The organism is Idiomarina sp., from assembly GCF_048260185.1.
Classification (GTDB): Bacteria; Pseudomonadota; Gammaproteobacteria; order Enterobacterales; family Alteromonadaceae; genus Idiomarina.
Genome location: NZ_JBLXHB010000002.1, coordinates 126,007 through 140,697 on the forward strand (window position 1 = coordinate 126,007; position 14,691 = coordinate 140,697).

At 46.9% G+C, this 14,691-nt stretch carries 16 protein-coding genes; 14 read left to right on the forward strand and 2 right to left on the reverse strand.

Annotation, left to right across the window (positions count from 1 at the left end; all coding sequences use genetic code 11):
• Positions 1-80 precede the first annotated feature (80 nt).
• The gene (locus ACN0RF_RS06265; protein WP_417438406.1) at positions 81-587 is read left to right on the forward strand and encodes a DUF2062 domain-containing protein; all 507 of its coding nucleotides are present in this window, start codon (positions 81-83) and stop codon (positions 585-587) included.
• Positions 588-589: 2 nt separating this feature from the next.
• Positions 590-2,338, forward strand: coding sequence for a TIGR03545 family protein (locus tag ACN0RF_RS06270; RefSeq protein WP_417438407.1), 1,749 nt, complete (start codon positions 590-592; stop codon positions 2,336-2,338).
• A 9-nt stretch (positions 2,339-2,347) separates the two neighbouring features.
• Here the strand turns inward: ACN0RF_RS06270 and ACN0RF_RS06275 are convergent, their stop codons facing one another.
• Together ACN0RF_RS06275 and ACN0RF_RS06280 are read right to left on the reverse strand one after the other, a co-directional pair.
• Positions 2,348-3,640, reverse strand: a complete 1,293-nt coding sequence (locus ACN0RF_RS06275) for a GntP family permease (RefSeq protein ID WP_417438408.1) — start codon at positions 3,638-3,640, stop codon at positions 2,348-2,350.
• Between the two features lie 43 nt (positions 3,641-3,683).
• Positions 3,684-4,298 (reverse strand): trimeric intracellular cation channel family protein, encoded by a 615-nt coding sequence (locus tag ACN0RF_RS06280; RefSeq protein ID WP_417438409.1) that lies wholly within the window; start codon positions 4,296-4,298, stop codon positions 3,684-3,686.
• Between the two features lie 144 nt (positions 4,299-4,442).
• On the opposite strand from ACN0RF_RS06280, the gene ACN0RF_RS06285 reads away from it, so the two are divergent.
• The 12 genes from ACN0RF_RS06285 (at position 4,443) to ACN0RF_RS06340 (ending at position 14,669) form a co-directional block, all read left to right on the forward strand.
• Entirely contained in the window at positions 4,443-5,954 is a 1,512-nt protein-coding gene (locus ACN0RF_RS06285; RefSeq protein WP_417438410.1) for a sigma 54-interacting transcriptional regulator, read from the forward strand.
• A gap of 138 nt (positions 5,955-6,092) precedes the next feature.
• Positions 6,093-6,428 carry a preprotein translocase subunit YajC gene (gene yajC / locus ACN0RF_RS06290; RefSeq protein ID WP_034822229.1) on the forward strand — a complete coding sequence of 112 codons (336 nt, stop codon included), beginning with the start codon at positions 6,093-6,095 and terminating at the stop codon, positions 6,426-6,428.
• Positions 6,429-6,456: 28 nt separating this feature from the next.
• On the forward strand, positions 6,457-8,301 hold the full coding sequence (gene secD / locus ACN0RF_RS06295; RefSeq protein WP_417438411.1) for a protein translocase subunit SecD: 1,845 nt from the start codon (positions 6,457-6,459) through the stop codon (positions 8,299-8,301).
• A gap of 8 nt (positions 8,302-8,309) precedes the next feature.
• Positions 8,310-9,257, forward strand: coding sequence for a protein translocase subunit SecF (gene secF, locus ACN0RF_RS06300; protein WP_417438412.1), 948 nt, complete (start codon positions 8,310-8,312; stop codon positions 9,255-9,257).
• Positions 9,258-9,290: 33 nt separating this feature from the next.
• Entirely contained in the window at positions 9,291-10,067 is a 777-nt protein-coding gene (gene yaaA, locus ACN0RF_RS06305; protein ID WP_417438413.1) for a peroxide stress protein YaaA, read from the forward strand.
• Between the two features lie 11 nt (positions 10,068-10,078).
• Positions 10,079-10,963: a DUF3014 domain-containing protein gene (locus ACN0RF_RS06310; protein WP_417438414.1), complete on the forward strand. Its 885-nt coding sequence runs from the start codon at positions 10,079-10,081 to the stop codon at positions 10,961-10,963.
• Positions 10,964-10,967: 4 nt separating this feature from the next.
• Complete coding sequence (locus tag ACN0RF_RS06315; protein WP_417438415.1) at positions 10,968-11,570, forward strand: lysophospholipid acyltransferase family protein; 603 nt, start codon at positions 10,968-10,970, stop codon at positions 11,568-11,570.
• 2 nt (positions 11,571-11,572) lie between these two features.
• Complete coding sequence (locus ACN0RF_RS06320; protein ID WP_417438416.1) at positions 11,573-12,214, forward strand: GNAT family N-acetyltransferase; 642 nt, start codon at positions 11,573-11,575, stop codon at positions 12,212-12,214.
• A gap of 55 nt (positions 12,215-12,269) precedes the next feature.
• Positions 12,270-12,734 (forward strand): 6,7-dimethyl-8-ribityllumazine synthase, encoded by a 465-nt coding sequence (gene ribE / locus ACN0RF_RS06325; protein WP_011235370.1) that lies wholly within the window; start codon positions 12,270-12,272, stop codon positions 12,732-12,734.
• Between the two features lie 10 nt (positions 12,735-12,744).
• The gene (nusB, locus tag ACN0RF_RS06330) at positions 12,745-13,164 is read left to right on the forward strand and encodes a transcription antitermination factor NusB (protein ID WP_011235369.1); all 420 of its coding nucleotides are present in this window, start codon (positions 12,745-12,747) and stop codon (positions 13,162-13,164) included.
• Between the two features lie 3 nt (positions 13,165-13,167).
• Positions 13,168-14,163: a thiamine-phosphate kinase gene (gene thiL / locus ACN0RF_RS06335; RefSeq protein ID WP_417438417.1), complete on the forward strand. Its 996-nt coding sequence runs from the start codon at positions 13,168-13,170 to the stop codon at positions 14,161-14,163.
• 23 nt (positions 14,164-14,186) lie between these two features.
• Positions 14,187-14,669, forward strand: coding sequence for a phosphatidylglycerophosphatase A (locus ACN0RF_RS06340; protein ID WP_417438418.1), 483 nt, complete (start codon positions 14,187-14,189; stop codon positions 14,667-14,669).
• Positions 14,670-14,691: the final 22 nt, after the last annotated feature.

Here is a 14,691-nt window from a genome sequence, read left to right on the forward strand (position 1 = left end):
AATGCAACTGACACTATATTAGAAAGACGACGGATAACAAGCAGATTTGCTGTTTTATCTTTTTCAAAGGAGTCAGGTGAATGCTGACAATTCTGGCAAAGCTGTTAAAAGCTTTGAATTCTGAAACCAGTGCCTGGGCACTGGCGTTAGCTGTAGTATTAGGAATGTTCATGGGGATAACTCCGCTATGGCGAATTCATAACTTAATTATTTTGTTGGCGGCATTAATATTCCGCGTAAACCTCAGTCTATTCATTGTGTCTTTTGGTATTTTCTCGGGTATTGCTTACCTGCTGGATCCCTGGTTTCACAGTGTCGGTTTGAGCTTATTAGAAGCGTCAGGCTGGCAGGGCATTTATGAAGCACTGTATGCAACTGCCTTAGGACGCCTGTCCATGTTTAATCACACCATAACTATGGGCAGCTTTGTTATCGCGTTGATTGCCGCGCCGATTGTAGCTGCGTTGAGTTACTGGATTATTGCCAATTACCGTAAAAGAATTCAGGCTCAAATAATGAAAATGCGGGTGGTGCAGGTTATTCGTGGTAGCCGTTTCTGGCAAATTTATACGGACTTGAGGGGGTGAGTATGAAGCGTAGTATCATTCGCTGGCCGGGATTGGCCGTTTTCGCCGGGTTCGTATTGTTGTTGGTCGCTATTTCCTGGTTATTTCTGGACGCAATTATAAAAGTCACATTAGAGCATACTCTGGGAAGACTGAACGGCGCTGAGGTTAATATTGAGCGAGTTGAGCATAGCTGGGTACCTTTATCTCTGACTTTAGCCGGTATTCAGGTCACCGACCCTAATGCACCGAAGAATAACCGGGTACAGGTTGGAGAGGCCTCGGCAGACATCAGCCCTACAGAAATTGTGCTTGGCCGAACTTTAATTGAACAGCTGACTATGACCGGAGTTCGTGTTAATCAGCCACGGGAAAGTGAGGGTGATGTTTATGTCATGCCGGATCAGGAAGACGTGCAGAATTGGGCCAGTCAGTCCTGGGACAAACTGACCACGTCTTTACCTTCTGTGGACGATATTGTCAGCCAGGTTGATTTGCGTACAGAAACGGTGATTGATGAAGCAAAAGCGGCCTATGAGCAGCAAGAGCAGGAGGTTAAAGCGGCTAGAGAAGCTTTGCCGAGTAAAAACAAGCTAAAAGAATACGAAGAGAAAATTAAGCAGATAACCGAAGGCAAAGTAAAAGGCCTGAGTGATATTGCGGCGAGAAAAGAAGCTTTAGATGAATTAAAAGACTCGATTCGCACAGACAAAGAGGCTGTCAGCAACTTTCGTGATGAAGTGAAGCAGGCGAAAGAGGTGGTGCAACAGCAAATAGCAGATCTTAAGAACGCGCCAGGTAACGATATTGACCGAATTAAGTCGTTTTTCAGTCTGGACGGAAGCGGTTTAGAGAACGTGACCGGCTTATTATTAGGGGAAAAAGCGCGGGAGTGGAGTAAGTACGTACTTCTGGCCTATGAACAGCTGGGGCCTATGCTGGCGCGTTCGGACAACTCTGCAACGGTAGAGCCTGTTCGCGGCGAGGGGCAGAGAATTTCCTTTGCTGATGACAACGCGCCGCCGGAGTTTTTAATTAAAAAGGCGCGCACCGAATTTATGGTCGGCGGTACGGTTATTGATGTCGACTGGCAAAATATTACCCATCAGCATAATTTACTGGGGCAACCGACGACGTATCAGGCTCGTGCCGATAACAGCGACTTGTGGAATGCGTTTAACCTAAATGGTGAACTGTCGCTGACTGACCTGGGCATTGATGCGAAACAGCAATGGCAATTAAAAGGCGCAAAACTGAACAACCTGGGGCTTAGTAACAGCAGCGAACTCAGTGCCAATATTTTATCGTCCATGATGGACAGTGACGGAACCGTGCTAGTTCGTGAGAATAAACTGGACGGCAAAGCCATGGTACGCATGCTGAACCTTGATTTAGAAGCCGAAGGCAGCAGCAAGCTGACCTCTGCGGTTGCAGGCGCATTAAAGCAACTAGAGCGGCTAGATATTACCACCAGCATTGGCGGTGATATTCAACGGCCATCGCTGAGTTTCGAATCCGATTTAGATGATCAGCTAGGCGATGCGTTGGCTCAATCCGCGATGGGCGAGGCCGACGAAAAACTGGCTGAAATAAAAGCGGATTTGACCGCTAAAGTGTCTGAGCAATTAGGTGGTCAGCAAGGCCTGCTGGAAAGCCTTACTCAATGGGACAATGAGTCTGGTGAACAGAGCAAACAACTGGAAGAGCTGTTAAAAGCTAAGGTTGGAGACAGTCTTAAAGATAAACTCAAGAGCCGCCTGGGCGGCTCTTGAGTCTCATTGTTATAGCATGAACAGTCCAATGGCCACGGCCAGCCCCATTAATGGCACCACAACGGTTACTGCGGCAACCGCCCAATAAGCCGCGCTGTGTTTCTCGTTACAAATGGCACGAATGGTTGTGACCACGTAACCGTTGTGAGGTAAAGAGTCGAGCGCACCTGAAGATATCGAAACAATACGGTGCAGTTGTTCCGGGTTCACGCCAGCCGCCATATAGTGCGGGCCGACTTCAGGTAAGGCGATAGCTTGTCCGCCCGAAGCAGAACCGGTTAAACCGGCAATAACACTGACGGCAACCGCGGCGCCCACTAACTCATTACCCGGTAAGCTGGTCATGGCAGTAACGGCGGCATCGAAGGCTGGAGTTATTTTGGCGATACTGCCAAAGCCGACTACCGCCGCAGTATTCCCAATAGCCACTAAAGCCCCTGTAGTGGCTTCATGAATGGCGGTTTGTGGTTTATGAAAGTGCTTAAAGTTTATGACTGCAATAGCAATTACACCGCCCAGCAAAGCAACGATAAGGGCATTTTGTTGCAAGGTATCGTGAAAGGTAAAAGAGAGTCCCAGAACAACTAACAGTGGAATTAAGCCACTAATGGGTGAGGGCAGCTTGCGCTCCAGCAATATCGGGTCGCCTTCACGTGCTTCAAACTTCTCACCATTAGCTATGGCGCGGTTAATTATTTTTCTTAACCACCAGTAGCCAAAGGTTGCCATTAATACGGCGACCACCAGACTGACTTCCCAGGCAGCATAAGGCGAAGTGCCTAGGTATTTAACTGGAATCCAGTTTTGAATTTCCGGTGACCCTGCTGAGGTCATAGTAAAAGTGACAGACCCAAACGCCAATGCGGCCGGAATAAAACGACGAGGTAAGTTGGCATCTTTAAATAAACTGAGCGCCATTGGATAAACTGAAAAAGCGACAACAAATACGCTGACACCGCCGTAGGTTAGAATTGCGCAGGCTAATACCACTGCAAGGACAGCTTGCTTACGACCTAACTTATTGATTATCCAACGCGCGACACTGTCGGCAGCACCCGTGTCTTCCATGAACTTACCAAATAGAGAACCGAGTAAGAACATGAAGAACCAGGCTGCGACAAAGCTGGCAAAGCCATCCATATAGGCACTGACGAAGTTAACATCGCCGGTCAGTAGCGGGACTCCGCTACACAATGCGACTATGACAGCGCACAGAGGGGCGCTGATAAACAAGTTCACCCCTTTTAAAGTGAGTACGATAAGCAACACAAGGCCGCCAATCAGACCAATCATACTTAACATGAGTTACCCCGCGAATTGAAGAAATAAAACATGCTCAACATAACTAATGGTCCTGATGATCCCGGAACACTGTCAGTGACCAGTTAAATTTTATTGCGCCAAGTCGAATGAGCAAAGTTGAGGTCATGCCCGCAGCTAGTGCTATTAAAGGTTGATAGGGTACAAGCACGACATAAACGGTAGCGCCTATAATACAGGTGGTTGCGTACAGTTCGCTTTTCAAAACCATGGGAATATCGCGCGCCAGAACATCACGCAGCATGCCACCAAAACAGGCCGATATGGTGCCCATGATGATAGCGATAAAAGGAGGGAAACCGGCTGATAGTGTTTTCTCCGCGCCCATAGTCGCAAAAAAGGACAGACCAATAGCGTCCGCAACCATTAGTGTGTTCATGGGAATATAGGCTTTAAATCGCAGCCATATAATGGTGAGCAAAGCGGAAATAATTATGGTGTATAGATAAACTGGGTCATGTGTCCAGAAAACCGGTAAACCAAGAATCAGATCGCGCGTTGTACCGCCGCCAATCGCTGTCGCTGAGGCTAAAACGAGTACGCCAAAACCATCCATCTTTTTGCGAAACGCTAATAACGTGCCAGCCACCGCAAAAACCGCGACACCGGCGTGATCTGTCCAGTAAAATATTAATTCCATGAGTCATCAAAAAGTAGCAATGGTATAACTTAGTTTGTCATTAACCTTTATTGATTCCCAGCACAAATTGATTGGCTATTTAGACTTCATAATTTTATGATGGCCTCAATTTAAAAGCTGCTGTTGGGCTAAGGATCAGCGAGAATGAGTGCAACCGAGTACACGACAAAACATGTAGTTGATGATCTCGTTAGTAGCTACCAACGAGTTCCGATGTTAGTGATCGCAGCGCATCCTGATCGGTCCCGGATTGGTGAACGCGCAGCGTTAATGGATTTGTACAGTCAGGGAAGTGATTACCTAAGCAGAGTTAAGCCGGAATTCGCCAAAAATGGTAATGCTGGCAGAGCGTTGCTTGATGAATTTATCAGCCGCTCGCCAATCATTTTTCAGCGCGAGTCAGGTGGTCGTATTAAGCTAAAGGCGCATAGCACAAAAACAACGGTCACCATTGCCGGACGTGGTGTTCAGGACGAATATATTCTGAAAGAGAGTGATCTGGACAACGGTGTGGTTATTGGCTTAAACCACCGCATTGTTTTACTTTTAAAGTTACTGCCACTGCAAGATTCCTCGGTAGATGATAACGATGTGTTATTTGGTATTAGCTCTGATATTCGAGCTATTCGGGACCGCGTTTCCCAATTGGCCGGGATGGACTTGCCGGTTATGATTAGAGGCGCTGCCGGAGTGGGAAAGCAACAGGCGGCCTATGCAATTCATCAGGCCAGCGAACGTCGGGAGCAGCCCTTTATTAGTGTAAACCTGGCTGCCATACACGATGCGGTTGCAGAAGCTGAATTGTTTGGTAGCTATCGTGGCGGTAGCCGGCAACCCGGCTATTTCGAACAGGCCGGTGGCGGTACTATTGTGCTGGAGGATATCGAGGATGCGTCGCCGGGCTTACATCGTTTGCTTTATACCGTTCTGCAAAGCAAATCTGTTGTACCTGTTGGTACAGAGGAAACTCTGCCAATTAATTGCCGTATTGTTCTGACCAGTCATCAGGAATCCAGCAGCTTCGAAGAAAACTCAACTCTGTCCATGCTCATTGAAAAGCTTTCTGCTTATCAGTTGTTTATTCCGCCTTTAACTGAGCGTCGTGAAGATATCGGTTTGTTATTCGATTACTTTGTACGTGAGCAGTGGCGCAAGCTTTACGCTGACCGTTCTCATGACGTGAAAATTCCTGGTGAATTGATGAGTCAACTACTGACCTTCCATTGGCCGGGGAATGTACGGCAGCTACGAAATGTAGCACGTCAGGTCGTTATTGACAGCCGCGAGCAAGAGCAACTGCACCTCGACCCACAACTTTTATCTATGCTAAAGCCGAGTAACTCCGGGCACTGGGAAGATGAAACCAGCGTTCATCGCAAACCCAACAGTATTAGCAGAGACGAGCTACTGGAAACATTGCGCAGTTGCCGGTTTGAGCTGCAGGCAACGGCGAAAACTTTAGGTATCTCCCGAGCCTCTGTGTATCAGCTTATTCAACGCTTTGAAGGGGTTCGTACAGCGCAGGATTTGTCGGAAGAAGAGATTAAAAAGAGTTATGAGCAGAACCGCTCTGATACCGAAAAAATGATGTGGGATTTGCAGGTGTCTCAAATAGGTTTACGCCGCCGGCTAAAAAGTTTGGGATATGATATTTGATAATACTGAGCGGCGTTAAACTTTCTGATAGTATAGCGACCTTAGAAAAACTGAATTGCATTCTGGAGTAACTGTCCCCATATCGTGAGATGGTTATCCGAAATTTAATAATAAATTTAAATTAACTGAGGGAATTTTATGGACTTTTTTATTAGCTCAGCATACGCGCAAGACGCTGGCGGCCAAAGCAGTGGTGGTATGGAACTGATTTTCATGCTGGTCATGTTTGCTTTGATTTTCTATTTCATGATTTACCGTCCGCAGGCGAAACGTGTCAAGCAGCATAAAGAACTGATGGGTGCTTTGAGCAAAGGCGACGAAGTGCTGACTCAAGGTGGTTTGGTCGGCAAAATCACTAAAGTAAGCGAAGACAAAGACTTTCTCGTTATTGCTTTGACTGACGAGCTTGAAGTAACCATTCAGAAAGGTTCTGTGACTTCCGTTCTTCCGAAAGGAACAATGAAGTCTCTCTAATCTCTGACATTAGAAACAGGGGCACGACGTGTTAAATAAATACCCGTTGTGGAAAAACCTGCTGGTTATTTTGGTCGTATTGGTGGCAGCGCTTTATGCGCTGCCAAACATTTACGGCGAAGATCCAGCAGTTCAAATTTCCGCAAACCGAAATGCGACCATCGATACCAGCACCATGGATCGCGTAAAGAGCAGTCTGGAAAACGTTGGCATACAAGCTAAAAGTATAGCTTTAGAAGAAGAGCAGCTTTTAGTTCGACTGAATTCCGATGATGAGCAGTTAAAAGCCCGGGAAAGTATCCTGGAGAGTTTAGGTGATAACTACATAGTCGCTCTGAACCTTGCTCCCGCAACTCCTGAGTGGTTGAAGAGTGTTGGTGCTCAGCCAATGAAACTGGGGCTGGATTTACGTGGCGGTGTACACTTCTTGATGGAAATCGACATGGACGAAGCCGTTCGTAAAATTGTCGATGGTATGAAGGACACGATTCGTGCCGAACTGCGTGAAGAACGTATTCGTTACAGCGCTGTTCGTGTTAATGACACGACGGTTGAAATTGAGCTTCGTAATGAAGAAGCTTATGCAGAAGCTGCCAACTATCTGGATGGTCGTTATCAGGGTTACACCTTATTAGAAGATGACGAAAACCAACTGCTGCAATTGCAAATGAGCGAGCAGAAGCTTGCCGAAACTCAAGATTACGCAGTATCTCAAAATATCACCATTATGCGTAACCGGGTTAACGAGTTAGGTGTTGCCGAGCCGGTTATTCAGCGGCAGGGTTCAAACCGCATTGTGGTGGAATTGCCGGGCGTACAGGACACGGCTCGCGCGAAAGAGATTTTAGGAGCTACAGCAACGCTGGAGTTCCGTATGGTTGATTCCGAGAACGACGTGCGTGACGCACAGAACGGTCGTGTACCTTTTGGCAGCGAGTTAATGCCAATGCGCGACGGCCCGGCTCAATTGCTGAAAGAAGACGTTATTCTGACAGGTGACCATATTGTTAATGCTGGGGTTGGTTATGATGAGTACAACCGCCCGCAGGTTAATATTACTCTGGATGGCGCTGGCGGTAACAAGATGTCTTTATCGACTAAAGACAATGTTGGTCAGCCTATGGCTACCGTCTTTATTGAATATAAAGCCACAGACGAGCGCGACGAAGAAGGTAACTTACAGTTCACTAAGAACGCGGAAGTTATTAACGTTGCAACAATTCAGTCTCGCTTAGGCAGCAATTTCCGTATTACCGGGGTAGGTGCAAACGAAGCTCAGAATTTAGCGTTGTTATTACGCGCCGGTGCACTTATCGCGCCGATTCAAATTGTCGAAGAGCGTACTGTAGGTCCAAGCTTAGGTCAGCAGAACATTGATTCTGGTACTCAGGCAATTTTCTGGGGCTTTGTGTTAGTTCTGGCCTTTATGATGCTTTACTACAAAAAGTTTGGCTTAGTTGCAAACTGCGCCCTGGCAGCAAACCTGGTTCTTATTATCGGTGTTATGTCGATGATTCCGGGAGCCACACTGACCTTGCCGGGTATGGCAGGTATTGTACTGACGGTTGGTATGGCAGTAGATGCCAACGTACTTATTTTTGAGCGCATACGTGAAGAAATAAAAGCGAAACGAAGCCCTCAACAGGCAATTCATCACGGTTACGACAGCGCCTTGTCGACCATTGCCGACGCGAACGTAACAACGCTGATTGCAGCGCTTATCTTGTTCGCTATTGGTAATGGCCCTATTAAAGGCTTTGCTATCACTCTTGCTATTGGAATTATAACGTCCATGTTTACCGCAATAGTTGGAACCCGTGCCATTGTTAACTCAGTTTGGGGCGGCAAAAAGCTGTCTAAACTGTCTATTTAGGGGGAGCCATGCAAGAGATTATTAATACTGATGACCGACTTCCCTTCATGCGCTTCCGCGGAATTATGGGCCTTATCAGTGCATTACTGGTGGTGGCATCAATAGTTTCGTTGTCAGTCAATAAGCTCAACTTCGGGTTGGACTTTACTGGCGGAACCTTGCTCGAAGTTGGGTTTGAAAGCGCAGCCGATTTAAGTCGTGTTCGTAGCGCATTGGATGAAAGTGATTTCGGCGACGCCGTGGTACAAAACTACGGCTCGCAGGAAGAAATACTGATTCGCCTTGAGCCTCGTGAAGGGGTTAAAGCTGAGCAACTGGGTACCACAATACTTGAATCTTTACGTACCGAGTTTGACCAAACCGTTGAAATGCGTCGAATCGAGTTTGTCGGTCCGAATGTTGGTGACGAATTCATCGAGCAAGGCGGGCTGGCTATGCTAACCGCTCTTATTTGTATTTTGCTCTATATTGCAATGCGTTTTGAGTGGCGCTTAGCCGTGGGCGCAGTGTCTGCGTTAGCGCACGACGTCATTTTAACCTTAGGACTATTCTCTGTATTACAGCTAGAGTTCGACTTAACGGTTCTGGCGGCTCTGCTGGCGGTTATTGGTTACTCAATTAACGATACGGTGGTGGTTTGTGACCGTATTCGGGAAACCTTCCGTAAGTTTGCTAAGTTAACGCCAGTTCAAGCCGTTAATCGGGCACTAACCGACACATTAAGTCGGACATTAGTGACCTCGTTGACAACGATACTGGTGTTATTGACCTTGTTCTTCCTGGGTGGGCCATTAATTCATGGTTTTGCTACGGCGTTATTATTTGGTGTGGTTATTGGTACCTATTCATCCATTTATATTGCCAGTACCGTCGCACTGAAATTTGGTGTTAGCCGTGAAGACTTAATGCCGCCGGAAGTGGAAAAAGAAGGTGCGGACCAAGATCCGCTGAACTAGCCTTACGGTATAATTTGAATGGAGTGCATAGACATGTTGGTCGTTGTTTCACCTGCTAAAAACCTGGATTACGAAAGTGACTTGCCGGAACTTAATGTTACTCAGCCACGGTTGCTGGATAACGCCGAAGAACTGGTTGAGGTTTGTCGGCAATTAAGTCCGCAACAACTGGGGTCGTTAATGAAAATTAGCGATAAGTTGGCGGGCTTGAATGCTGCTCGATTTGAGCAGTGGCAACGGCCTTTTAATGAAGACAATGCGCGCCCGGCTATGTATGCATTTAATGGTGATGTCTATACTGGCTTAGATGCTGCCAGTCTGAATTCAGAGGCCATTGATACGGCACAAAAGCATTTGCGGATTTTGTCTGGTCTTTATGGTGTTTTACGTCCCTTAGATTTGATGCAGCCGTACCGACTGGAAATGGGTAGCAAGCTGGATAATCCTAAAGGCAAAAACCTTTATGAATACTGGGGCGATACCATTACCCAGATGCTAAATGATGATTTGGCTGAGCTGGGAAGTTCAACTTTAGTGAACTTAGCTTCTAATGAGTATTTCTCGGCGGTTAAGCCAAAAGCATTAAATGCGGATATTATTACACCCGTTTTTAAAGATGAAAAAAATGGTCAATATAAAATCATCAGTTTTTATGCCAAGAAGGCACGGGGACTAATGGCGCGATTTATCCTGAACCAAAAGCCAAAATCCGTGTCTGATCTAAAAGAATTTGATGCAAACGGCTATAGTTTCAACGAGGCTATGTCCAGCGATAAACAATTGGTTTTTTGTCGTGCTGAGCAAAAATAAAGGAGCGCACAATGAGTGACGACCAGGTTGAAACATCAACGGCAACAGAAGAAGCAAGTCGCAAAACGACTTGGATTGTTGTTACGCTTATTGTGCTGGCGGTTATCGCTGCCATAGTATGGTGGTGGCTGCCGGCTTCTGAAGACAAGAAGCAACAAACAGAAACGGTAGAGGTTGATCAACAACAGTCAACGGAAGTTCAGGTTGAGGGTTATGAACAAGAGTCTGAAGAACCTGAGCCTGAAATTGAGCCAGAACCGATTCCAACCGAACCAGAATCTGAACCGGAACAAGAACCGGCTGAACCTGAGCCCGAACCTATTGCTTTACCGGAGCTAGATAACAGCACACCGACGGTGCTTCAGAATCTTGATTCAACCGACGTTAACATTCGTCCATTAAAAAGCTCTCAGATTATTCGTGACGCAGTTGTGCTGATGGACAATATCAGCAACGGCAGCATTGTTCGCGAGCGGACTATTGTTCAGCGTCCCGACGGTCGCTTTAGTGTGTTGGAGGTTGATGGTGAACTCTATATTGACGAAAGTAGCTATCGCCGATATGACGCTTTAGTCGACTGGTTTGTGAGTCTGGAGCCTGATGCACTGGCTGAAAACTATGAATTATTTAAGCCATTAGTACAGGAAGCTTACGCTGAAATTGGCTATCCGGAATCGGATTTTGATGACACCTTATTGGAAGCCATTAATGTCATGCTTGAAACGCCTGTGCCGGAAGGTCTGGTTCAGGTAGAAGATGACAGCGTTATGTATACTTTCGCTAACGACTCTTATGAATCTTTACCTGCAGCGCAAAAACAATTGCTACGTATGGGGCCTGAAAATATTCAGCGAGTGAAAGAAAAGTTACGCGAAATAAGACAGGTACTACAGTAATTTTATGACCGATAAACAAGTAATTCCGGAATTTGTCAGAGGCGAATTTCCTGTTACCCATAATCGTCTTTTACGTTGGGTGGGCCGTTTGGGCTTACGTGTATTAGGTGGCTGGAAAATTAATGGTGAAATGCCAAACGTAAGAAAAGCGATTCTTCCAGTTGCGCCACATACATCTAACTGGGACTTCCCGGTTGGAGCCTGCGTTATGTTGGCTATGGGTTTAAAGCTGAATTATTTAGCTAAGAGCAGCCTGTTTCGCTTCCCGCTGAAAGGTTTGTTAACCAAGCTGGGCGGACTTCCTATAGACAGAAGTAGCGCGAATGGCGTTGTTGGCAATATGGTAAGAGAGTTTCGCGAAAAAAATGAGCTGATTTTAGTGATAACTCCCGAAGGCACTAGAAAGCGCGTAAAAGAGTGGAAAAAAGGCTTTTTACACATGGCACAGCAAGCTCGTGTTCCTGTTGTTCCCGTTGCTTTTGATTATGCGCGTAAAGCCATTGATATAGGTCCGGCGTTAATGATTGGCGATGAACTGGAAAAAGAGCTCGCCCGGGTTAAATCTTATTTTGAGCACGCTCAGGGTAAGCATGGAGAAGCGTGTTGAGAATGCTTCTTCGCAGTTTTCTGTTCCTGTTAATACTGCCGCTAGTTAATGCGGCAGCAGCGGCAGACTTCTGGCAAAAAGAATGGACTGTTCCTGAATATGCCGAGGGTAACAGCTTAATTATTCGACCCATTGAAAGCTCCGATACTGACCGTTTCTTCCACAGTTATATGACGTCGCAGAAGTGGCTTTATGAGCGTCTGGGCTGGTCCTGGCCGTCAGGAAAAAGCACCCCTCAGCAAAATGAAACTATGGTGAATTACCATCTGAAGCAGGCGAAAGCTCAAACAGCCTTTACGTATTTGGTGATTGATAAGGCAGATAAGTCCATTATTGGCGCTATGTATATGGTACCTGTGGCTGCTAGTAGACAAGAAAAAAATGGCATTCCACGTAACGCGTATAATGCCGAAGTCAGTTGGTGGCTTTTAGAATCGGCCGTTGACGATAATTTGCATAATGATTTTTTTGTGCTTTTACAAGACTGGCTGGAAGCAAGTTGGCCCTGGCGACAAGTGTTGTTTCCGGTATCAGAAAATAACGAAACAGCTTTGCAGCTACTGGAAAGTAGCAGTGCCCGCTCGCTGGGTCGTGATTTAGATGCCCAGGAAAGATATTTCTCCTACTCAATTTCACGCAAATAGCCCCACATTGTGCTATGATCGCGCGCAATTAACGAACGGTTAATAAGGAAAACTCATGCAGGTAATTGAAGGTGGAATAAACGCGGCTGGTAAAAAGTTTGCCATTATCGTTTCTCGCTTTAACCATTTTATGGTTGAAAGCTTATTAGACGGCGCTGTGCAGACATTAAAGCATTATGGTGAAGTGGCGGACGACGACATAACCGTGGTGCGAGTTCCCGGCGCTTATGAAATGCCGGTAACAGCGAAACGTCTGGCCAGTTCTGGTAAATACGACGCAATTATTGCGGTCGGCGCGGTTATTCGCGGTGGTACACCACACTTCGAGTTTGTTGCTGGTGAATGTAATAGCGGTTTAGGCCGGGTTGCGACCGAGTTTGATTTACCTGTCGCATTTGGTGTTATTACCACAGATACGCTGGAACAAGCCATTGAGCGCAGTGGCTCTAAAGCCGGAAATAAAGGCTCGGAAGCCGCATTAAGCGCGCTTGAAATGGTCAATGTACTGAAACAACTCTGAGATACTTCAAATGAAACCCGCAGCAAGAAGAAAGGCCCGCAAGTTGGCCGTGCAAGCAATTTACTCATGGCAGCTATCGCAAAACAGCTTTAGCGATATTGAGGCGCAATTTTTAACGGAAAATGACACCAGCAAAGTGGACGTTGACTACTTTTTAGAGTTAGTGCGTGGTGTTGGCGGGCATTACCGGACACTGGATGAAGCGCTGGAACCGTTTTTAGACCGACCTATTAAAGAACTTGACCCTATTGAATTGGCCGTTTTAAGGCTGGCCGCTTACGAGTTGCGTGAGCGCGTTGATGTACCGTATAAAGTAGCTATTAACGAAGCTATAGAACTGGCTAAATCTTTCGGTGCCGACGAAAGTCATCGCTTTGTCAATGGCGTACTCGATAAAGCAGTAGACACTTTCCGCCCAACCAGGCAGTAACTTATGCCCCGCGATGAATTTTCGCTCATTAATGAATACTTCACTCATCGCTCCGCAAAACGGGGCGATGTTGCTATGGGTATTGGGGATGACGGGGCTGTTGTCCGGCCAATGCCTGAGCATGATCTGGTCATTGTTACTGATACACTGGTAGAAGGTGTGCATTTTGACACGACCACGCCACCACGAGCTATTGGTCATAAAAGTGTTGCCGTGAATTTAAGCGACTTAGCGGCTATGGGCGCTCAGCCATGTTGGATTAATCTGGCTTTGACGCTTCCGCGTATGGATGAAGACTGGCTACAGGAATTTAGTGGTGGTCTGGATGAAATTTGCAGTTATTACGATTGTCAGTTAATTGGCGGTGACACAACCAAAGGTCCGCTGACAATAACCATTACGGCTCACGGACAACTACCCTCGGGTAGCGCGATACCGCGTTCCGGTGCCAAGGCGGGCGACTGGATTTATGTCAGCGGCTCTTTAGGCGACGCGGGTTTAGGCTTGCAGGTTACACAAAATAAAGTCAGTACAACCGGTCGTCACTTGCAGCAGGTAATAGAACGCCTGCATTATCCCACTCCCAGAGTTGCTTTGGGCCAGAGTCTGCGAGGCGTCGCAAGTTCCTGCATTGATGTTTCTGATGGTCTGCTGGCCGATTTAAGACATTTAATGACAGAAGCCGGCACTCAGGCGCAACTGCAGCTGGAAAAGCTGCCACTGTCACTGGCGTTAACCGAAACTCTTAAGGTGGATGACGCACTGGCTTTAGCTTTGACTGCCGGAGACGACTACGAGCTTTGCTTTACCTTGCCTGAGGAACATCGGGGCCGTATGGAAACCTTAACCACGCACCTTAAGACCCGACCGGTATGTATTGGTCGCGTAGCGAATGGTGAGCCCGGTGACATTCAGCTGCGCTATAATGGTGAAGACTGGTTGCTGGCTGAGGGTTATAGCAGCTTTAATCACTTTCCGCAGAACGAAGCTACTAAATAAGACGCTTAAGGAGCCGCAAGCCCATGTCTCATGCGAAACTATCATGGTTTAACCCCGTACACTGGCTTGCGTTGGGTTTTGGCTCAGGTCTCGCCCCTAAAGCTCCTGGTACCTTTGGAACACTTATTGGTATTCCGGTTGTTTTTCTATTAGCTCAACTTAACTGGTGGGAATACCTGCTGGCTCTGGTGGTAATGACGCTGGCCGGTATTTGGATATGTCAGTATACGGCTAAGGCCATGGGTGAGCACGATCACCCTTCAATTGTCTGGGATGAGATAGTTGGCTATGCCGTAGCTATGTTCGCACTGCCTGTAGAGCCTTTTTGGTTGCTGGCGGCCTTTGTGTTGTTTCGCATTTTTGACATCTGGAAACCCGGGCCAATTGGCTGGGCAGATAAAAAACTAAGTGGCGGCAACGGTATTATGATGGATGACGTGCTGGCAGGTATTTTCTCGGCGGTATTACTGCATTTAGGCTGGTGGTTGTCAGGTCTGCTGGGCTAAAGCAAACCTGACCTTGTCATAC

What these genes read in the sequence shown, in the direction of transcription:
- ACN0RF_RS06265 (WP_417438406.1), top strand. Translation starts at nt 81, where the DNA reads ATGCTGACAATTCTGGCAAAGCTGTTAAAAGCTTTGAATTCTGAAACC.
- ACN0RF_RS06270 (WP_417438407.1), top strand. Translation starts at nt 590, where the DNA reads ATGAAGCGTAGTATCATTCGCTGGCCGGGATTGGCCGTTTTCGCCGGG.
- ACN0RF_RS06275 (WP_417438408.1), bottom strand. Translation starts at nt 3,640, where the DNA reads ATGTTAAGTATGATTGGTCTGATTGGCGGCCTTGTGTTGCTTATCGTA.
- ACN0RF_RS06280 (WP_417438409.1), bottom strand. Translation starts at nt 4,298, where the DNA reads ATGGAATTAATATTTTACTGGACAGATCACGCCGGTGTCGCGGTTTTT.
- ACN0RF_RS06285 (WP_417438410.1), top strand. Translation starts at nt 4,443, where the DNA reads ATGAGTGCAACCGAGTACACGACAAAACATGTAGTTGATGATCTCGTT.
- yajC (WP_034822229.1), top strand. Translation starts at nt 6,093, where the DNA reads ATGGACTTTTTTATTAGCTCAGCATACGCGCAAGACGCTGGCGGCCAA.
- secF (WP_417438412.1), top strand. Translation starts at nt 8,310, where the DNA reads ATGCAAGAGATTATTAATACTGATGACCGACTTCCCTTCATGCGCTTC.
- yaaA (WP_417438413.1), top strand. Translation starts at nt 9,291, where the DNA reads ATGTTGGTCGTTGTTTCACCTGCTAAAAACCTGGATTACGAAAGTGAC.
- ACN0RF_RS06310 (WP_417438414.1), top strand. Translation starts at nt 10,079, where the DNA reads ATGAGTGACGACCAGGTTGAAACATCAACGGCAACAGAAGAAGCAAGT.
- ACN0RF_RS06315 (WP_417438415.1), top strand. Translation starts at nt 10,968, where the DNA reads ATGACCGATAAACAAGTAATTCCGGAATTTGTCAGAGGCGAATTTCCT.
- ACN0RF_RS06320 (WP_417438416.1), top strand. Translation starts at nt 11,573, where the DNA reads ATGCTTCTTCGCAGTTTTCTGTTCCTGTTAATACTGCCGCTAGTTAAT.
- ribE (WP_011235370.1), top strand. Translation starts at nt 12,270, where the DNA reads ATGCAGGTAATTGAAGGTGGAATAAACGCGGCTGGTAAAAAGTTTGCC.
- nusB (WP_011235369.1), top strand. Translation starts at nt 12,745, where the DNA reads ATGAAACCCGCAGCAAGAAGAAAGGCCCGCAAGTTGGCCGTGCAAGCA.
- thiL (WP_417438417.1), top strand. Translation starts at nt 13,168, where the DNA reads ATGCCCCGCGATGAATTTTCGCTCATTAATGAATACTTCACTCATCGC.
- ACN0RF_RS06340 (WP_417438418.1), top strand. Translation starts at nt 14,187, where the DNA reads ATGTCTCATGCGAAACTATCATGGTTTAACCCCGTACACTGGCTTGCG.